Here is an 18,571-nt window from a genome sequence, read left to right as displayed (position 1 = left end):
GAAGCCGGGGTGGTGGGGTTTCGGCAGGCTCAACCACCGGTTGGGGTTACTTGCTGAGGTTGGCCAGGCGCTCGGGGCTGAGGAGTTCCTGGAGCTGGGGTGCGGTGAGCAGCCCGTGTTCCAGGACCAGCTCGGCCACGCCCTTGCCGGTGGCCAGGGCTTCCTGTGCGATGGCCGTGGCGGTGGCGTAGCCCAGCTGGGGGTTCAGGGCTGTCACCAGGCCGATGGACTGTTCAACGGTAAGGCGGAGGTGTTCGGTGTTAGCGGTAATGCCGGTGACGCAGCGGGCCGTCAGGGTACGGCAGGCTGCCTCGAGGTGGCTGATGCTCTTGTGGAGGCTGTGGACAATGATCGGTTCGAAGGCGTTGAGCTGCAGCTGCCCGGCTTCGGCGGCCATGGTGATGGTGACGTCGTTGCCCACCACCTCGTAGGCCACCTGGGACACCACTTCGGGGATCACCGGGTTGATCTTGCCGGGCATGATCGAGGAGCCGGACTGCACTGCGGGCAGGTTGATCTCGCCCAGTCCGGCGCGCGGGCCGGAGGAGAGGAGGCGGAGGTCGTTGCAGATCTTGGAGAGCTTCACGGCAACGCGCTTGAGCACGCCGGAAAGGTGCACAAACGCGCCAACGTCCTGCGTGGCTTCAATGAGGTCGACGGCGGTGACCAGGGGCAGGCCGGTGATCTCGGCCAGGTGCCGGCAGGCTGCCTCCGCGTAGCCGGCGGGGGCGTTCAGGCCGGTGCCGATCGCGGTGGCGCCCAGGTTGATTTCGTGGATCAGCAGGTCGGCTTCGGCGAGGCGGAGCTTGTCTTCGCCGATGGTCACGGCGTAGGTGCCGAATTCCTGGCCCAGGGTCATGGGCACGGCGTCCTGGAGCTGGGTGCGGCCCATTTTGACGATGGTGCGGAACTCGACGGCCTTGGCAGCGAAGGCGTCCTCGAGTCCGGTGAGCGCGTCCAGGAGCTGGCGGGCGGCGAAGATGGTGCCCAGCTTCACGGCCGTGGGGTAGACGTCGTTGGTGGACTGGCTCAGGTTGACGTGGTCGTTCGGGTGCAGCCGGGAGTAGTCGCCCTTGGGGTGGCCCAGGATTTCCAGGGCCCGGTTGGCGATGACCTCGTTGGCGTTCATGTTGGAGGAGGTGCCGGCTCCGCCCTGGATCACGTCCACCACGAACTGGTCAGCGAGTTCGCCGTTCATGACGTCCTGGCAGGCCTGCTCAATGGCGTCGGCCCGTTCGGCGTCGAGCAGTCCGAGTTCGCGGTTGGTGCGCGCTGCGGCGAGTTTTACGGCGGCGAGGCCGCGGACCAGGTGCATGTTGCTGGACAGCGGCTGGCCGGTGATGGGGAAGTTTTCCACCGCCCGCAGCGTGTGGACGCCCCAGTAGGCTCCGGCCGGGATATCCCTGTCGCCCAGGAGGTCGTGCTCGGAGCGGGTGCCTGCGGAGGTTGTCTCCACAGCTGGCAGGTTGTTGTTCATCATGGTCCTAGCGGGCTTCGTTGACGGGCGTGGACAGGAAATCAAGGGCCTGGAAGGTGCCGACGTTCCGGCCGCCTCCCAGGACGGCGACGGTGGCGATCGGGGCCAGAACCGAGGTGTCGACGTCGAGCGCTTCCAGGGCGCGGACCGTGACGGGCATCCGGGCGCGGTCGCCGCCGTCGGAAATCTTGACGGCAACGGCGCGGCCGTCCGGCAGGCCCACCAGCTGGACGCCTTCGAAGCCGTCCTTGGCCACGAATCCGGGCGCCAGGCGCATCAGTTCGGTGACATCGCGGCGCTCGCCGGCCACCATTTCCGGGTGGCGGCTCATGGCCAGCCCGACGGCGGCTTCCGGGCCGGGTGCGGCGCCGTCAGTTGCCGTTCCGGCGTCTGCCGCTGCCTTGGCGATGGTGCCGAATGCTGTGGCCATGCCGCGCAGGGTGAGGGCGAACAGCGGCGTGCCGCAGCCGTCCGTACTGACGGTGGAGGACTGCTCGCCGGTGAGTTCGGCGACCGTGACTGCCACGAGCTGCTGCAGCGGGTGGCCGGGGTCGAGGTAGCCCTTGACCGGCCAGCCGTTGATTACGCAGGTGGCGGCCATGGAGGCGTGCTTGCCGGAGCAGTTCTGGGTGAGCCGGGTGGCCGGCCCGCCGTTGCGCAGCCATTCCTCGCGTTCTGCCACGCCGTAGGGCAGGTCCAGGCTGTTTTCCAGGGCGTCCGGCGTCAGGCCATGGAGTTCCAAGATGCGGCGGGAGCCGTTGATGTGGGCAGCGCTGCCGGAGTGGCTGGCGGCGGTGAGGGCCAGCAGGTCCGCGGGCAGGTCCAGCCCGGCGCGCACCATGGCGACGGCCTGCAGCGGCTTGAGCGAGGACCGCGGGTAGAACGGCGCAAAGGGATCGCCGGCAGCCAGGAGGGTGCCGCCGTCGTGATCAGTGGCGATCACGGAGCCGTAGTGGATGCTCTCGGCAAGGCCGTCCCGGACGGCGACGGCCAGCGGTGCGTGCTGCGGAAGCTGCTGGTTGGGGCGTGCGGGCAGGACGGCGGGCGCAGGGGATGGCATGGGTTCCTCAGGGGTGGTCAAGGAGGGCGGGTCCGCTTGTGGCGGGTGTTCTTGCGGGGCTAACGGTCCAGGATGGAGTCGACGGCGGCGCCGACGGCTTCGAGGTGGTCCGCCATGGCTGCGGCGGCGGCTTCCGGGTTGCCGGCTTCGATCGCGGCGAGGATCTTCTGGTGCTCAATGTCTGAGGCATGCTGGCGGTCTGCCACCATGTTCAGGGTTTCGGACTGGTGGGCCAGGGCGTCCCGGATGTCTGCCACAACACTGGAGAAGACGCGGTTGCCGCTGGCCCGGGCGATGGTGACGTGGAAGCTGGAATCGAGGGTTACCCAGGATTCCGGATCGGTTTCGTGGAGCATGGCCTGGGCGAGGTCCCTGAGTTCCTGGAGGTCTTCATCGCTCCTGCGGAGGGCTGCGAGGGCCGCGGCCGGGATCTCGATGTGTGGCCGGGCTTCGGTGAGGTCGCGGGCTGAGTACTGGCCGAGTGAGAGATCGTTGGCCACCTTGTTGGCGACGACGAATGTTCCCTTGCCTGTTTTGGTGACAGTCAGGCCAAGGGCGGTGCAGGAGCGGAGAGCCTCCCGGATCACGGAGCGGCTCACCCCGTACTGCGCAGCCAGTGCTGCCTCGGAGCTCAGTTTGGCGCCTACCTCCACCCGGCCGGACTCGATGTCCTGGCGGACGGCGTTGAACACTGCCTCGGCGGCACTGAGCCGGCTGAGCGGCGTTGTGCTGGGACCGGCAGGCTGTCCTGCTGTCCGGCTGTCTGACAGGTTCACGGTTAAGAATATGGCACGGGTCACAGGGGCGTGTCAATTGGGCCTGGACTGCACCGGGATCAGGCCAATTGATCCAATCGTTCCCAAAACGCCTCGCGCAGGGAACGGCGGACTCCTTGGAAGTCTGTGTTGTACTCACCCATGCGCTGGGCACAGTCCTTGAGAAGGGTCCGGTCGATTTCAGGCGGCAGAATAGGGCGGTCGGCGAGGACGTCATTGAGCTGCTTTTGGGTGACCGTTCCGAACCAGCTGGCGGCCACCCTTTCGCCCACTTCGTGGGCCATGGTGATGAGGTTCTTGTCGCTGCCAGCAGTGAAGTCCGATCCCGCCCTGTCGGAGCTGTAGACCAGTTCGGAGGCGGTTTCCGGCAGGCGGACCGGGGCGTGCGGGCGGGCACCGAGCGACGGCGGAGCAGGCTTGGCCGTGAGGATCGCCGCCGGAGCGCCTGGAGCGCCCGGGGCGGACGGGACAGGGGCGTGTTGGACGCTGGGGCGCGGGGTCATGGATTGTTTGGTGAAGCATTCGTTGATGAGTTCCCTGGAAAGGGCAAGGATGCTGTCCACCTGAAGTGCCAGGTGCTCGGCCACGGAAACGACGCCCAAGCGGTGATCCGGATTTTCCATGCCGACCAGGACCACTTTCATACCGAGGTCCTGGGCCACTTCAACGGCCTCAGCGAGGTCGTCGTCGCCGGAGACCAGGTAGGCCACCTTGGCGGCCTGGTTGCGGGCCACCCCCACCAGGTCCAGTCCCAGGCGGAGGTCCACACCCTTTTGTTCGCCGTTGAAGGAGATGCGTCCCAAGCGGACCTTGACGTCGGGGATCAGTCCGATTTGTTTGTGCTGGTCTGAGAAGACGCCGTTGGGTGAGGCGTCGTACCAGTAAACCCGCAGTACGTCATCCAGCCCGGCGTGCTCTGCCGTGAGGTCAAGGATTCCCTTTATGAGGCTGCGATAGTGCACCTGGAACGCTGATCTCAGGGAGGTGCCTGCGACGGCGGTGCCGCCTACCGCAAGCAGATAACCAGCATCGACGAATATCGCACTCCGGGCAGCCATCCTCTGATGCTATAGGTGTTGACGGCAACGGCCGTTAGCTGACGCGTGCGTGGCCTTCAATTGAACTCAGGATGCTGAAAAGCTGGCGTTCGGGGTTCCCTAGTTTCCGTAGTGATACCGGCAGGCGGCAACTCGGATTTCGACTCCGCCCTCAGCTTCGACGAACTTGTAGATCAGCCGGTGCTCATCGGTGATCCGACGGGACCAATAGCCGTGGAATCCATGTTTCAGGGGTTCGGGTTTGCCGGTTCCCTCGTTGCCGTTCCGGGCGATGTCCTTGATCAGGCTGTTGATTCGCTTGAGTGTCTTTCTGTCTTGGGACTGCCACCACTCGTAGTCCTCCCAGGCGGATTCATCCCAGACGATTTTCATTCAGCGAGGTCCCGGGCGGTTCCGGCGCCGGCCTCCAGGCGTTCTATCGACGTCAGGATCCTGCGGGCATTTGCGGGGCTGCGCAAGAGGTACGCGGTCTCCCGCAGCGATTCGTAGTCATCCCGCGAAACCATGACGACGTCTTCCTTGCCGGGCCGCGTAATGACAACTTCTTCGCGGTCGTTCGTAACGGCGTCCAGGGTCTCCTTATAACGGGCCCGGGACTCGGAGTAGCTCAATGTACGCATTTGGGACTCCTTGTGTGGCGTACAGAATATTGTACTCCTGGTGTACGGCCATGGAGCGGCCTTCCGGTAGCCTCGAAGGGATCCCATTTCCCAGCCGAGGACTTCCATGTCGCCCCGCACGCTCTTCCGTACCTTTGCCATCGCCGAAGCCATCACCTGGACCTTGCTGCTGATCGGCATGTTCCTGAAGTACGTCACCAAAACGACGGATGTGGCAGTCTCCATCGGCGGCGGCATCCACGGCTTCGTGTTCCTCTGCTACGCCGTGGTGGCCAGCTTCGTATGGCTGAACCAGAAGTGGCCTGCTCGAGTCGGCGCCGTGGCACTGATCGCCACCGTCATTCCCTACGCCACCGTTCCCGTGGAGCGCCGGTTGGACCGCAACGGAATGCTCGACGGCGGCTGGCGGCTGGGTGCCGGCGGTGAGCAGCCGCGCGGGGTGCTGGAGAAGGTCCAGGCCTGGGTCCTCCGGAAGCCCTTGGTGGCCGGGGCAACCGCGCTTGTTGCCGTCGCCGTCGTCTTCGGCGTGCTGCTGGTGGCAGGCCCGCCCGGCACCTGGTTCGCGTAGCCGCTCCCACAAGTACCAGGTATAGATCCCCGCCTAATGGAGATATCCCCGGCGTGTACGACGGGGATACGTCCACTAGCCGGGGATTTTCACTCGCAACCCGGCACGCAACGCCTGCCCGGTCGATTTATCCCGCCGGCGGCCGGTAGACGAACCGCCACAACACCGGCAGCAGGGCAAGGAACGCCAGGCCGCTGGCTCCCACAAGCAGGTAGCCCACCCGCGAGTGGTCGCCGCCGCCAATGGCGAACGTGTCCGCCAGGCCCATGCCAAAGGGGAACGACGCCCAAAAGTATGCCGGACCAGCCAGCGCAAGCAGGGTCAGGTATACAGCCAGGATGAGCGACGGCGGGTCCGTTTTCCGCCGCCAGAAAACCACGGCGGCCGTCAGCCCCAGGCCAATCCCCATCACCCCGAACGCAGCCACCACACCAAGGCCCATCGTCTCCGATGCGGCCTCCACCTGCCGGTAGATCTCCGACAGCTCCAGAGCCGGCATGGCCGCGCTCGGATTCCACACCAGGATGGTCAGCACCCCCAGCACCGCATAAAGAACGACCGCTGCCAGGCCTGCAAGATTAATGAACTGCGCTGACGTGCTCATGGTTTCCCCCCAAGGTTTCCGGCAGTCTACGGCACCCGGGGGGCAAGGGAGAGCGCCAGGGACAGTCGCGGGGACAGCCGCAGGGTCCGCCCAGGAACAGCGCAAGCGGGCGGCAGCTCCGGCGTCGTACAGGTATTCCTTGGCCAGGTGCGCAATAATCGGAACTAGGCCAATCACGTCCCGCAGATCGAACCTCTGGAGCAGTCCATGCCTGACCCGGTTATCAGCAGCATCGACAAGACCCGGCTGGAAGCTGGCTACCTAAGTGTCACGGAGCTGCTGGAGATGGCGCACCAGAACACGTTCCTGGACCCGTTCTCCATCCTGATCTCCCGGAACGTCATCCTGGGCGAGGGCAACACCTTCCACCCGAACGTGCTGGTGTCCTGCCGGCAGGGGCAGTGCTTCATCGGCAGCGGGAACACGTTCCACGCCGGAACCACGGTAATGGTCGACGCCGGCGGGATGGTTTTGATGGGAAGTAACTGCACGCTGGGGCCCGGCGGAGTGCTCCTGCTCGCGGACCAGCGCAACTCCCGGCTGGTGGTGGAGGACGCCGTGCGCGTCCTGGGCGGCGTCTCCCTGTCCGGAAGCAACGTCCTGCAGCACGGCTCGGAGATCCTGCCCGGCGATACGGCCGGAGCGGTGCTCTAAAGTACCGGCGCCCTAAAGAAACCAGTGCCCTAAAGGTGCTGGATGCCCGCCCGCTGCATGGCGTCGCGGTAGATCTCCACGCTCTTGTTCAGGAGTTCCTCCTGCTTGGCCTCGGACACCGCGAACGCGCGGCCGCCCAGGGCGCTGGCTTTGTACACCTTGATGCCGCTGTTCTTCAGTGACGAGTGGTAGGTCTTCTCGAAGAGGGTGAGGAAGGATGAGGCGTCAGTGCCGTGCGCAATGATCGCGGAAACACGCGAGTTGATCTTCAGGAACTGGCGGAACGGACGCAGCCCGTCGGTCTTTTCCTGGACGTTCAACGCGGTGGGCAGGTCCGGATCACGGACCCACGGGTAGGCGTGCCACGGCATCACATAGCGGGGGTCAAGCTCGGCGGTTTCGTAGATGCTGGTGGCCCGGCGCGCGGCGTCGTCGTCATTGAAATGGGAGACAAACCCTGACAGGGTCCCCCGGCCCGGGCTGACCTGCAGGCTCACAATCCGGCACTCATCCTCGTCATGGATGGGATCCACGTACGGAACAACGGAACCGGGCTTGCGTGCCATGAGCTCGTCGCAGAGCTGGGTCACCGCCGCAATATTCGGTTCCTGCAGCAGGGTTTTCTTTTCGTCCCAGTCAATTGTCATGGTCTCTCCCTCAGCAGCACGGGCGTCCAGAATCAGGCGTCTCCTGCAACTCTACGCTTCCGCGTTCCCCATCCGCATTGCGCGTACGATTCTTGAAGCCGGCAGCAGGAAACCCCGGCCGACTCTTTGGACGCCCCGCATGGAAGGCCAGCATGGACAGCGCCGCAGTCAGCAGGACAACGCTCAAGGCTGACGGCTTTGCCGGGTTCCGGCCCATTGGAAGCGTGGATATCATGCGGATTCCGCAAGGCACCGGGCTGTTTGCGGTGCTCCGCCCGGACGGCTTTGTGCCGCGTCACCTGAAGAAGAGCACCGCGGGCGTCTTCAAGAAAAAGGACCCCTCCGTGCCCGTCGCCGCGCTTGAGGCCGAGTGGGTGGACGCGGCGGATGTCCTTTACATCGGCAAAGCAGGGCCGGGGAGCAAGGGAAACCGCGGGCTGCGCCGGCAGATCCAGGAATTTATGGACTTCGGCAAAGGGAAACCGCCGGGCCACTGGGACGGCCGGCTGGTGTGGCAACTGGCTGGTCCGGAGGCCCTGCTGATTGCCTGGAAAGAGCTGCCCGCTGAAGAGCTGGGAGCCGCCGAGGCCAGGTATCACGCCGAATTCGTGGCCGCGCATGGCCGACTGCCGTTCGCCAACCTGGTCCAGGCCCGCGCGCGGAAATAACCGCGCGGAAATAACTACGGCAGGCCGCCGTCGAACGTCCATCTGCCGCCGAGCATGGTGCCGGCCACCGGCATGGTGGCGACGTCCGCGTCCGGGGTGGTGAGCGGATCGGCGTCGAGAATCACAAGATCCGCAGGATCCCCGACGCCGATGCTGCCGCGGCCCCGTGCCGACGCCGCCAGCGCCTGCACACGGGTAATGGCTTCCTCCGGGTGCCATGGTGCACGGCCGTCATTCCGGGCGCGGGTTGTTGCTGCAGAGATGGCGGCCCAGGGATCCAGCGGGGCCACCGGGGCGTCCGAGCCGAGGGCCAGTGCGGCGCCGGCATCCAGCAGCGAGCGCAGCGGAAAGGCCCGGTCCGTGCGGCCGTTCCAGTTCGATTCCGCCGCGTCACGATCATCCAGGGCGTGCACCGGCTGGACGCTGGCCGTCACCCCGAGGGCGGCGAACCGCGGCAGGTCCTCGCGGCGGACAAACTGGGCGTGCTCAATCCGGCCGCGCACGCCCACCTGCTCAAAGGCGTCCAGGGCCACCTGGTTGGCGGCGTCACCAATCGCGTGGACCGCTGGCAGGAACTTCCACTCGCGGGCCCGCTCCAGCAACGCCACCAGCTCGTCTTCGCTGACGGTCAACAGGCCGTGGCCGCCGTGCGGATAGGGGTCCACGCAGTACGCGGTGCGGGTGTTCAGTGAACCGTCAATGAGCACTTTCAGCGGCCCCACCCGCAGGAGCCCGTTGCCGCCGTCGATCTCCTGCCCGCTCCGCATCCCGTCCCGCTGTGCCCGCTCCAGGTCCTCCGGATACACACCGGCATCAACCCGGAGCGCGTCAAAACCCGCGCCGATCCTGCGCAGCCACGGGTCCCGGTTCCACGTCATCTCGAAATCGACCACGCCCACCACCCCGCGCGCGGCGGCTGCCCGTGCTGCGTCCTGCACCCAGCCGTCGATCACCGAATCCGGGAGCCGGCCCAGCTCGCGGGTCAGGATGAAGGCCGGTTCCTCGCGGAGCAGTCCGGTGGCATCCACCTGCGCGCCGTACTTTCCAGCAGCCGCGCTATTGAGCCAGACGCAGTGCAGGTCGTGGCTGATCAGGGCGGTGGGCTGGTGGCCGGTTTCGGCGTCGAGCATTTCCAGGGTGGGAAGATCGGCCCACAGTGCATCCCGGAAGCCGACCCCCACCGTGGTGATTTCGGTCCCGGATGAAGAACCGGACCCGACGGCGGCACCCACTGCGGCGGCTGCCTCCCGGGCGGATGCTGCGCCGGAAAGGTCAATCCTGTTCGCAGCCAGGGCCCACTGGGTCAGGTGTACATGCTCGTCCCACAGCCCGGGGATCACATGCCGGCCGCCCAGGTTGACGGACTCAACGTTGACCCGGCCGCCGGCGGTCAAGCCAGGGCTGATCGCCGCCACCACGCCGTCGCGGGTCTCCAGTTGCCACAGGCCCGTGCGGCCCGGCAACCGTGCCCCGGTGAGCAGCAGCCGCTTCATTCGGCGCTGCCCCGCAAACGCTCCATCTCGCGGCGGTCCTTTTTGGTGGGCCGGCCTGCACCGCGGTCGCGCTGCGGCAGTCCCAGCGCCGGAGCGATGGGGCGCGGGGGAGTGTGGTCCGTGAAGCAGTGCGAGGCGGCCTCGGCACCCACACGCTTGGCAATCAGCCGCCGGACTTCCAGGATCCGTTCGTAGCCGGACATCTTCACCGTGACGGTGTCTCCCGTGACCAGCGTGGCGGACGCCTTGGCCGGGCTGCCATTCAGGCGCACATGGCCGGCCCGGCACGCAGCCGTGGACGCCGATCGCGTCTTGTAGGCGCGGATGGCCCACAACCACGCATCGATGCGGACACTGGCGGGGGAGGAAGGAAGGCTGGTCATGGTTGGCACCGAGTATACGTCGCGAACGTCCGGCCCTTGCCAGCCCGCCGCCGCAGGAACATAGTGAAAGGAACCTATCGGTCAAGGGAGCCCGGGATGGACACCACTGGTTCAGCGAACAGTTATGCGAACGGCCTTGCCGCCGGCGGCGCAGTCGGGCCTGGCCAGGAACGGCTCCTGGAGGGCAAAACCGCGCTGATCTACGGCGCAGGCGGCAACATCGGCGGGGCAGTCGCGCGGGGATTCGCGGCCCGGGGCGCCGCCGTTTACCTGGCGGGCCGGCACCAGAAACCGCTCGACGTCGTAGCGAAGGATATTGCCGACGCCGGCGCCACTGCCGAAACCGCGGTGGTCGATGCCCTGGACGAGGAAGCGGTGGACGCCTTTACGGAGAAAGTGGTGAAGTCCGCCAAACGGATCGACGTCGTCTTCAACGCCATCTCCTACGGCGAAGTCCAGCAGCCCTTGATGGACATCTCCGCCGACGATTTCACCCGGCCCATCGCCACCGCGGCCCGCACCCACTTCCTCACCACGCGCGCGGCCGCACGGCAGATGCTCAGGCAACGCTCCGGCGTCGTACTGATGTTTGGCGGTTCCGGGCCGCAGACCCAGGCCGGGATGGGCGGCTTCAAGATCGCCCTGGACACCATGGAGGGCCTGCGCCGCCAATGGGCCCTGGAGCTGGGGAAGCAGGGGATCCGCGTGGTGACCATGGTGACGGGCGGGATTGTGGAGACCATTCCCTGGCAGGAAGAAGGCCGGGAGGAAATTGTCCGCGAGATCGGCCGCAGCGCCCACCTGAACACCACGGCCACGCTGGAGGACGTGGGGACGGTGGCGGCCTGGATTGCCTCGGACCAGGCCCGCGTGATCACGGACGCCACCATCAACATCTCGGCCGGCGCGATCGTGGACTACTAATCGTGGACTACTAGAGGAAAGCCCCTACTCCACGGTCACGCTCAGCCGCTGCACCACGTTGTTGCTCATCCCCTGGTAGTTCCAGTTCTGTTCCAGCGGCTGTGATGCGCCGGTGGAGTCGGTGGCGCGGCAGGCCAGCATGTGGGATCCGGAGTCGGCTACCCACGGAAGCGTCCACTTGCACCAGGCGAACGGGCCGGCCGGTTGCTCCAAGTGTGCCGGCACCCACTTGCCGTCAATGGAAACCTCGACGCCGGTCACCGCGCCTTCGCCGGACCACGCACGGCCCTGCAGCATCACCGGTCCGTGCCGGAGGAAACGGGTGCGTGTGAAGAAGTCCGGGATGCCCGGCGGAACCATCAGCGAACGTACCCTGATCCGCGAAACGGGGGTGCCGCCGTCGTCCGCGTCGTCCTGGTAGCGGTAGGCCACCTGCTGCTGGTACCCGGCAAACGGCGCGGCCACCACCTCGATGGATTGCAGCCACTTCACGCTGGCCATCCCGTACCAGCCGGGCACCACCAGGCGGAGCGGGAAGCCGTGCTGGGGCGGGAGGTCGTTGCCGTTCATGCGGTAGGCCAGGACCACGTCCGGGCGCAGGGCCTCGCGGATAGGCAGGCTGCGCGCGTAGTGCTGCTGCACGCCGCCCTGGATTCCGGCGTCGGCTCCGGTGAACACCACCTCCACCGCCTCGGGCCGCACCCCGGCTTTGGCCAGCACCCAGGCCAGCGGCACCCCGGACCATTCGGCCGTTCCCACCGCTTCCAGGACCCACGGCTGGCTGAGGGGCCGCGGGGACAACAGTGACCGGCCGTTGCCCGCGCATTCCAGGGTGACCGGAACGGTGATCTCCGGGTACTTCCTGAGCGCGGCGAGGCTCAGTTCCAGGGAACGCTCGACGGCGCCGTGTATGCGCAGGTGCCACGGGTCCGGGCCGGCGAACTGGATGTCGAAGTGGGTGAGGACGTAGTGGAGACCGGGAGGCGTGATGTCCTGGCTCAACGCCTCAAGCGGCAGGGAGTGGTTGCGGGCGGCCAGCTGGAGTTCCTCCTGGGTCAGGGCCCCGTAGGTGGGCTGGCCGGGATGCCCGGAAGTGCTGGTGCGGCGTCTGGAGATCTGTTTGGTCATGGCCGTGCGATTCTTCTGATGAGGCTCTGCGGGGCTGGCGTCCCACCTTCTTTTCAGGTTTACGCCGCCCCGGCAGAGCCGTCAACAGGCACTGCCGGGCAGAACACCCCTACAGCTGCGGCCGTTCCAGGAACTCTTCCAGGCTCAGCGGATTACGGCCCGTCAGCCCGTAGACGTCAGGTGAAATTCCGGACATTTCCCCGGCAGCAATGGCCGTGTAGGTGCTCACCCAGGCGTCCAGCTGCCAGTCCGGCGCCCCATAGGAAGCCCGCGACGCATACGCTTCCTCCACCGTCTCCGGGTGATAGGTGACGGTCCGGCCGGTGCGTGCGGTGATGATCCCGGCCGCCTGGCCCAGCGTGAATTCCTCCGGGCCCGTCAGGTTGTAGGTCTTGCCGGCGTGCACGTCCGGATCGCGGAGCACGGCGGCGGCGCACCGGGAAACGTCCTCCCTGGCCACAGCGGACAGCAGGCCATCGCCGGCGGGCCCGCGGATTACGCCGTCCGTGCCAGCCAGATGCGGCAGGAAGTCCACATAGAAGTTGTCCCTCAGGAACGTGTACGCCATGCCGGAGGCCTTGATGTGCTCCTCCGTGGCGTGGTGGTCCCGCGCCAGGGTGAAGGTGGCATCCGGTGCCGCGCCGTAGAAGGACGTGTAGACAATATGCTTCACGCCGGCGGCCGCGGCGGCATCCACAAACGCGAAGTGCTGCTGCCGACGGTCCTCGGCTTCGGCCGCGGAGACCATCAGCAGCGTCTGCACACCGTCCAGGGCGGCGGCCGAGGCAGCGCCGTCCCCGTAGGAGGCAACCACGACGGCGGCACCTGGCAGTTCCGGGGCGCGCGCCGGGTTCCGCACCACCAGGCGCAAGGAGGTGCCGGCGTCGGACAGTTCCCGGGCCACACCTCCGCCGATGCTTCCGGTGGCACCGGTGATGGCAAGGGCCGGCAGTTCAGTCACGGTGTTCCTACTCCCTGGTGGCCGGTGACTTGGTCTGGGCGGGATCGCGCTCGGCCAGTGCGCCGATGGCGTCGTCGATGCGCTTCATCAGCGCGGGTTCAAGCACCACCCCGGCAGCTGCCGCGTTGTCCGCCACCTGCTCCGGCCGGGAGGCGCCCATAATGGCCGAGGCCACGTTCTTGTTCTGCAGCACCCAGGCGATGGACAGCTGGGCCATGGTGAGGCCGGCGTCATCGGCAATAGGTTTGAGGGCCTGGACCCCGGTGAGGACGTCGTCCCGCATCCAGCGGCTGATCATCTTGGCGCCGCCCTTGTCGTCAGTTGCGCGGCTGCCCTCCGGTGCTGGTTGACCGGGCAGGTATTTTCCGCTGAGCACGCCCTGGGCCATGGGCGACCACACGATCTGTGAGAGACCCAGTTCTTCGGACGCCGGAACCACCTCGGCCTCGATCACGCGCCACAGCATGGAGTACTGCGGCTGGTTGGAGATCAGCTGGAAGCCCAGCTCCTTGGCCAGGGCGTGGCCCTCTCGGATCTGGTCCGCCGTCCATTCGCTGACACCGATGTACAGGGCTTTGCCGGCCCGGACGATGTCCGCGAACGCCTGCATGGTCTCTTCCAGGGGCGTCTCGAAGTCGTAGCGGTGGGCCTGGTAGAGGTCCACATAGTCGGTCTGCAGCCGGGAGAGGGAGCCGTTGATGGACTCCATGATGTGTTTGCGGGACAGGCCCTGATCGTTGTGGCCCCTGGGCCCGGTAGCCCCGTAAACCTTGGTGAAGATCTCCAGGGATTCGCGCCGTTCACCCTTCAATGCCTCGCCCAGCACGGTTTCCGCCATGGTGTTGGCGTACACATCCGCGGTGTCGAAGGTGCTGATGCCGGCGTCGAGCGCTGCCCTTACGCATTGGGTGGCCACGTCGTTTTCCACCTGCGACCCGTGGGTCAGCCAGTTGCCGAACGTGATTTCTGAGATCTTGAGTCCGCTGTTGCCAAGGTATCTGAAGTCCATGGGCTTTACGCTAGCGGAGTTGCCTTGCGACGGTAAGTGCCTGAAGCGGGCTCAGCCGGCCTTGCGCTGGGCTTTGGAGATCTGCTCCACCAGCGGCGGCGTGCCGCTCCGGGCGGCCAGCGACCCCGTGCCTGCCTTGACCAGCCCGGCCGGAATGTATGGCTTCTTGAAGGACTGCGGAACGGGGTCGGGCTTGGCAGCCGATGCCGGTTTCTCCAAAGCGGACTCCACCAGCGGCGCCACCTTGGAAAGTTCCTGCGCCGGAACTTCCGGATCGGGAAGGTCGCGGACAGTGGTGCGCACAGCAGGCTTTTTGGCCTTCTCGCGTTCGGCGGCGCGGGCATCCGCCGCGGCCACGGCGGCGGCCCAGTCGTCAGCCAGTGCTGCCGGTTCGGATTTGGCGGCGTTCAGCAGGGGGTGATGTTCGACGGCGGAGCGGACGTTGGTCTTGACCGCTGCGGGTTTGAGGAGGGAACCCCAGTCCTTCGCCGGCTTGCGCTTCTTCGGCTCCTTGGCTGGCGCGTTGGCCGGTGATGCCGTGCCCGCGGCTGCCGTCTGTTCCGTGCCCGTTCCTTCGGGTTCCATGATGGACGCCGGTGCTGATACATGCACCACGGGGATGGTGTCGCTGTGCGGGAAGCGGCCCACCAGCGCCATGGCGATCACTGCAACCAGCTTGCCGATCCCGGCGATCAGCAGCGTGATCACGAACATCACGAACATGACCAGGAACATCACAAAACCCAGGCCCACCGTACCCAGGAAGGTGAGGTTGAGCGTCAGTGTTGTGGGGTCTCCCATGTCATGCCTCCGATCCGCCGTGTGCCTGCGTGCTGTCTTGTCCGTGGAGGCTGCGGAGACCTTGAGGCCCGCACTCCAAGGGGAGGCATCAGCCGTTCCCCCTCTTTACCCTACGGATTTTTCCCGGCCGTTGTAGCCTTGGCACGGGTCCTGCCCCGGTTGTTTCTAAGCTGTTACCGGATATGACAAGGCACCCTGGCTTAGTTTCGGAACCCGCTGTGAACGCTGAATTGAGATGAATTCCATGACCCCGCCGGCCGACGTCGAACGTTCCTGCCCCTGCCTCTCCGGCGAGCAATATGCCCACTGCTGCGGGCGATTCCACCGTGGCGACGCGGACGCGCCCACCGCCGAAGCGCTGATGCGTTCCCGCTACAGCGCGTTTGCGGTGGGCGATGCCGGGTACCTGCTGCGGACGTGGCATCCGGACACCAGGCCTGCAGAGCTGGAGCTTGACGAGGGCATTGAATGGCGGCGGCTGGATATCCTGTCCAGCCGCCGCGGTGGGCCCTTGGATTCGGAAGGCACCGTGGAGTTCAAGGCCTGGTTCAGGCACGGCTCCGAGCGCGGGACCCATCACGAAACCAGCAGCTTCCAGCGCATCGACCGCCGCTGGTACTACCTCGACGCCGTCCGTCTGCACTAGCTGCCAAACAGCCTAGACGTCCCGCCGTTCGTCCCGGGTCCTGCCATCACGCAGCCGGCCGTCGTCCCGGGGTTCGTCGTTGCGGATGCCGTCAGTGCGCCGGTCATCCCGGACACCGTCGTTCCGGATGTCCTGGTCCCGGAGCCGTTCGTCCCGGACCCGGTCGTTCCGGACGTCCCCGTCCCGGACCCGGTCATCGCGCAGTTGTTTGTCGCGGAGCCGGTCCTCGCGGAGACGTTCCTCCCGGCGTTCCGCGGCTGAGATTCGGTCCTCCTCGGCACGGTCGTCCGCGTAGCGGTCCTCGTCCCGGATGCGGTCGTCCCGCCGGTCGTCAACGTACCGGTCGTCAACGTAGCCGTCGCGTCGGTCGTCCACGTAGCCGTCGCGCCGATCATCGACGTAGCCGGCGTCCGTGGCGTAGGCGCCTTCGAAGCCTGCCCGGTCCACGTTCCGGTGGAACCGCATGCCGGCAAGGCCGCCCAGGACTGCTCCCACAAGGGCCACCAGTGCCACCACTATGGCGGCGATGATGCCGGTGGTGGTGAGCTGGCCTTCGTTAACGGGGATGCGCGGGAAGCTGTTCAGCTGCGCGAAGACGTTGAACCGTTCGCCTGCCAGGATGCCCAGGAGGGCCACGATGATCGCCATGATGATGGCCCAGAGCCACACCATAACGCCCTGTTTGGCGCCGTTGAACCTGGCCATCCGGCCTGCCACGTACCCACCGCAGTAGTAGCTCACGAACAGGATCACCAGCAGGGCGATGATGCCGACTATGCCAACTGGGCCTTGGGTTGCCTGATTAACGGCCTCGTTGACGTCGGTGTTGGTGGACAGCCCGACGGCGGTTCCGGCCGCTGCGACGAATGCTGTCAGGAGGACGGCCATTCCGGTTGCCGTCAGCCATCCGAAGAAGGCCGAACCTACCTTGATGCCGCCGTACTGTTCTTTTTCGCGGGCCACAACCGCCTGGCGGTCGCCCGGATCTGCTGTGCTCATGGTTCCACCTAACCACCGCACCAGCTAGATAGCAAGCGTGCTTAGTATTTGGTGGAGGGAGGGTTTCAGCTGTTCAGGCGGTATTTGCGGTGCAGGTTCTCCCGCTGTGAGGGGCCGGGGGTGGCGTCAGCGATCCACGGCCCGGTGCCCTCGGACTGGTCCAGGATGCCTGCTTCCAGCCACTCGTAATCGCCGGCCAGCACCTTCGCGGTCAGGGCGCGGTCGCCGTCGTCGGTATTGCGCCACAGCTGCTCGAAGTATTCGTCCACCCTGAGGCGTGCCTGGTCACAGTAAGCCTCGGCCAGCTCGAAGGCTGAGGCGCCGCGCTCGGGGGAAGTCCGCAGCAGCATTTCGGCCCGGGAACAGCAGGCGGCCATGGCAAACAGCTCGGCGCCGATGTCCACGATCCTGCCCAGGAACGCCTGCTTGAACTCCAGCTTGGCCTGCCAGCGGCCCATTCCGTAGAAGGTCTGCCGCGCCAGTTTCCGCGACGCCCGTTCCACGTACCGCAGCTGCTTCGCCAGCCGGCCGAACTCTGCGTAGGAACGCGGGTCCATTCCGGGGCCGGCCACCAGCTTGGGCAGCCAGCGGGCATAAAACCCGGAAGCGTCGACGGCGGCACGCGCCTTGTCCTGCAGGCTCGCATCCGCAGAGGCCAGGTCTCCCGCTGCCGCGAGGTGGGCGTCCACGGCTTCGCGGGCAATCAGGAGGCGCATGATTTCGGAGGAGCCTTCGAAGATCCTGTTGATCCGCAGGTCCCGCAGCTGCTGTTCGGCAGGAACCGCGCGCTCGCCCCGTGCCCGTAGGGATTCGGCGGTTTCGAAGCCGCGGCCGCCGCGGATCTGCACCAGTTCATCGGCAACCCGGCAGCTCAGTTCCGTGGACCAGAGCTTGGCCAGGGCGGCCTCGATCCGGACGTCCTTCTGACCGGCGTCGGCCAGCTCGGCGGAGAGTTCAAAGACGGCGTCCAGCGCAAAGGCCGTGGCCGCGATGAAGGAGATCTTTTTGCCCACGGCCTCGTGCTTGCCCACCGGGCGGCCCCATTGGGTGCGGGCGTTGGACCACTCGCGCGCAATCTTCAGGCTCCACCGGCCGGACGCCAAGCACAGTGCCGGAATGGACAGCCTGCCCGTGTTCAGCGTGGTGAGGGCGATTTTCAGGCCCTGCCCCTCGCGGCCCAGCCGGTTCGCGGCCGGCACGCGGACCTGGTGGAAACGCGTCACGCCGTTTTCGATCCCGCGCAGCCCCATAAAGGTGTTCCGGTTTTCCACGGTGATGCCGGGGGAGTCCATCTCCACCACAAAAGCGGAGATCCCTCCCTTGTGCTGCGTGCCGTCCGCGTCGGTATGGGCCGGCGCCACGGCCATCACCACCACCAGTTCGGCGATCACACCGTTGGTGGTCCAAAGTTTCACGCCGTCCAGAAGGTACGCATCGCCGTCGTCAGTGGGAACGGCAGTGGCGCCGAGGCGCGCGGGGTCACTGCCGACGTCGGGCTCCGTGAGCAGGAAAGCCGTGATGGCCCCCGCAGCGCACCGCGGCAGGTACTCCTTCTTCTGTTCCTCCGTGCCGAAGACCTTGACCGGCTCCGGGACGCCGATGGACTGGTGCGCGGAGAGCAGCGCACCCAGGCTGGGATGCACCGAGCCCAGGAGGGCCAGGGCGCGGCCGTAGTACACCAGGGACAGGCCCAGGCCGCCGTACTCGCGCGGGATTTTCACACCAAAGACGCCCAGCTCCGCGAGGCCCTTGAGGTATTCGTCCGGGATCCTTGCGTCCGCCTCGATCCGGCTTCCGGACATGGTCCTGCAGAAAGCGGTGAGGCCCTCCATAAACGCTTCGCCCCGCTCCACGTCATCGGCACGGGCCTGCGGCCAGGGGTGGATCAGGGAGAGATCGAAGTTGCCCAGGTACAGGCCCTTGGCGAAGCTTGGCCGGTCCCAGTTGGATTCCCGGGCGGCCTCCGCGACGGCGCGGGCCTGCTGTTCGGTTACCTCGTGGCCCAGTTCCTGGGGCGGCACGGGGGTATCGGATGCCGGGCTGTCAGTCAATGCTGCAGTGGAGTCAGTAGCGGAGCTCACGGGTATCTCCTCCG

At 66.5% G+C, this 18,571-nt stretch carries 20 protein-coding genes and 1 pseudogene; 5 read left to right on the top strand and 16 right to left on the bottom strand.

Annotated features, from left to right (window positions below; translation table 11 throughout):
• Positions 1-46 precede the first annotated feature (46 nt).
• The 6 genes from ACPJW8_RS17145 to ACPJW8_RS17120 form a co-directional block, all read right to left on the bottom strand.
• A complete protein-coding gene (locus tag ACPJW8_RS17145) occupies positions 47-1,480 on the bottom strand; it encodes an aspartate ammonia-lyase (protein WP_330189130.1) in 1,434 nt (477 codons plus the stop codon).
• Between the two features lie 4 nt (positions 1,481-1,484).
• Entirely contained in the window at positions 1,485-2,537 is a 1,053-nt protein-coding gene (locus tag ACPJW8_RS17140) for an asparaginase (RefSeq protein WP_330189131.1), read from the bottom strand.
• A gap of 59 nt (positions 2,538-2,596) precedes the next feature.
• Positions 2,597-3,313: a FadR/GntR family transcriptional regulator gene (locus tag ACPJW8_RS17135; RefSeq protein WP_330189132.1), complete on the bottom strand. Its 717-nt coding sequence runs from the start codon at positions 3,311-3,313 to the stop codon at positions 2,597-2,599.
• Positions 3,314-3,372: 59 nt separating this feature from the next.
• Complete coding sequence (locus ACPJW8_RS17130; protein ID WP_330189133.1) at positions 3,373-4,371, bottom strand: NYN domain-containing protein; 999 nt, start codon at positions 4,369-4,371, stop codon at positions 3,373-3,375.
• A gap of 99 nt (positions 4,372-4,470) precedes the next feature.
• Complete coding sequence (locus ACPJW8_RS17125; protein WP_330189134.1) at positions 4,471-4,743, bottom strand: Txe/YoeB family addiction module toxin; 273 nt, start codon at positions 4,741-4,743, stop codon at positions 4,471-4,473.
• Positions 4,740-4,991, bottom strand: coding sequence for a type II toxin-antitoxin system prevent-host-death family antitoxin (locus ACPJW8_RS17120; RefSeq protein WP_330189135.1), 252 nt, complete (start codon positions 4,989-4,991; stop codon positions 4,740-4,742). Before ACPJW8_RS17120 ends, ACPJW8_RS17125 begins: the two co-directional genes overlap by 4 nt.
• Positions 4,992-5,097: 106 nt before the next feature.
• Between ACPJW8_RS17120 and ACPJW8_RS17115 the strand changes: the two genes are divergently transcribed.
• Positions 5,098-5,559 carry a DUF3817 domain-containing protein gene (locus ACPJW8_RS17115; protein ID WP_330189136.1) on the top strand — a complete coding sequence of 154 codons (462 nt, stop codon included), beginning with the start codon at positions 5,098-5,100 and terminating at the stop codon, positions 5,557-5,559.
• Positions 5,560-5,686: 127 nt separating this feature from the next.
• Here the strand turns inward: ACPJW8_RS17115 and ACPJW8_RS17110 are convergent, their stop codons facing one another.
• Complete coding sequence (locus ACPJW8_RS17110) at positions 5,687-6,163, bottom strand: hypothetical protein (RefSeq protein WP_330189137.1); 477 nt, start codon at positions 6,161-6,163, stop codon at positions 5,687-5,689.
• Positions 6,164-6,370: 207 nt separating this feature from the next.
• Here ACPJW8_RS17110 and ACPJW8_RS17105 point away from each other — a divergent pair, with 207 nt between their 5' ends.
• Entirely contained in the window at positions 6,371-6,817 is a 447-nt protein-coding gene (locus tag ACPJW8_RS17105) for a hypothetical protein (RefSeq protein ID WP_330189138.1), read from the top strand.
• 29 nt (positions 6,818-6,846) lie between these two features.
• Here the strand turns inward: ACPJW8_RS17105 and ACPJW8_RS17100 are convergent, their stop codons facing one another.
• Positions 6,847-7,464 (bottom strand): uracil-DNA glycosylase, encoded by a 618-nt coding sequence (locus ACPJW8_RS17100; RefSeq protein ID WP_330189139.1) that lies wholly within the window; start codon positions 7,462-7,464, stop codon positions 6,847-6,849.
• 152 nt (positions 7,465-7,616) lie between these two features.
• Between ACPJW8_RS17100 and ACPJW8_RS17095 the strand changes: the two genes are divergently transcribed.
• Positions 7,617-8,132, top strand: a complete 516-nt coding sequence (locus ACPJW8_RS17095) for a hypothetical protein (RefSeq protein WP_330189140.1) — start codon at positions 7,617-7,619, stop codon at positions 8,130-8,132.
• A 14-nt stretch (positions 8,133-8,146) separates the two neighbouring features.
• Here ACPJW8_RS17095 and ACPJW8_RS17090 read toward each other — a convergent pair whose 3' ends face one another.
• Both ACPJW8_RS17090 and ACPJW8_RS17085 read right to left on the bottom strand, forming a co-directional pair.
• A complete protein-coding gene (locus ACPJW8_RS17090) occupies positions 8,147-9,625 on the bottom strand; it encodes an amidohydrolase (protein WP_330189141.1) in 1,479 nt (492 codons plus the stop codon).
• Positions 9,622-10,008 carry an RNA-binding S4 domain-containing protein gene (locus ACPJW8_RS17085; RefSeq protein WP_330189142.1) on the bottom strand — a complete coding sequence of 129 codons (387 nt, stop codon included), beginning with the start codon at positions 10,006-10,008 and terminating at the stop codon, positions 9,622-9,624. The genes ACPJW8_RS17090 and ACPJW8_RS17085 overlap by 4 nt, the downstream gene beginning before the upstream one ends.
• A 96-nt stretch (positions 10,009-10,104) precedes the next feature.
• Between ACPJW8_RS17085 and ACPJW8_RS17080 the strand changes: the two genes are divergently transcribed.
• On the top strand, positions 10,105-10,932 hold the full coding sequence (locus ACPJW8_RS17080) for an SDR family oxidoreductase (RefSeq protein WP_330189143.1): 828 nt from the start codon (positions 10,105-10,107) through the stop codon (positions 10,930-10,932).
• Positions 10,933-10,956: 24 nt separating this feature from the next.
• On the opposite strand, the gene ACPJW8_RS17075 is transcribed toward ACPJW8_RS17080, so the two are convergent.
• The 4 genes from ACPJW8_RS17075 to ACPJW8_RS17060 all read right to left on the bottom strand — a co-directional run bounded on the left by ACPJW8_RS17075 (position 10,957) and on the right by ACPJW8_RS17060 (position 14,831).
• On the bottom strand, positions 10,957-12,060 hold the full coding sequence (locus ACPJW8_RS17075) for a sulfite oxidase (RefSeq protein ID WP_330189144.1): 1,104 nt from the start codon (positions 12,058-12,060) through the stop codon (positions 10,957-10,959).
• A gap of 109 nt (positions 12,061-12,169) precedes the next feature.
• Positions 12,170-13,021 (bottom strand): SDR family oxidoreductase, encoded by an 852-nt coding sequence (locus tag ACPJW8_RS17070; protein WP_330189145.1) that lies wholly within the window; start codon positions 13,019-13,021, stop codon positions 12,170-12,172.
• A 7-nt stretch (positions 13,022-13,028) separates the two neighbouring features.
• The gene (locus tag ACPJW8_RS17065; protein WP_330189146.1) at positions 13,029-14,030 is read right to left on the bottom strand and encodes an aldo/keto reductase family protein; all 1,002 of its coding nucleotides are present in this window, start codon (positions 14,028-14,030) and stop codon (positions 13,029-13,031) included.
• A 51-nt stretch (positions 14,031-14,081) separates the two neighbouring features.
• Positions 14,082-14,831, bottom strand: coding sequence for a hypothetical protein (locus ACPJW8_RS17060; RefSeq protein ID WP_330189147.1), 750 nt, complete (start codon positions 14,829-14,831; stop codon positions 14,082-14,084).
• A 235-nt stretch (positions 14,832-15,066) separates the two neighbouring features.
• On the opposite strand from ACPJW8_RS17060, the gene ACPJW8_RS17055 reads away from it, so the two are divergent.
• Entirely contained in the window at positions 15,067-15,477 is a 411-nt protein-coding gene (locus ACPJW8_RS17055) for a YchJ family protein (protein WP_330189148.1), read from the top strand.
• Between the two features lie 390 nt (positions 15,478-15,867).
• Here the strand turns inward: ACPJW8_RS17055 and ACPJW8_RS17050 are convergent.
• Both ACPJW8_RS17050 and ACPJW8_RS17045 read right to left on the bottom strand, forming a co-directional pair.
• A pseudogene (locus tag ACPJW8_RS17050) lies at positions 15,868-16,455 on the bottom strand (hypothetical protein); the annotation flags it as partial.
• Between the two features lie 86 nt (positions 16,456-16,541).
• Positions 16,542-18,557, bottom strand: a complete 2,016-nt coding sequence (locus ACPJW8_RS17045) for an acyl-CoA dehydrogenase family protein (RefSeq protein ID WP_330189149.1) — start codon at positions 18,555-18,557, stop codon at positions 16,542-16,544.
• Positions 18,558-18,571 lie beyond the last annotated feature (14 nt).

The organism is Pseudarthrobacter sp. J47, assembly GCF_049810315.1.
Lineage (GTDB): Bacteria > Actinomycetota > Actinomycetes > Actinomycetales > Micrococcaceae > Arthrobacter.
The sequence above is the reverse complement of the archived record's forward strand: the minus strand, read 5'-3'. Positions and strand labels throughout refer to the sequence as shown.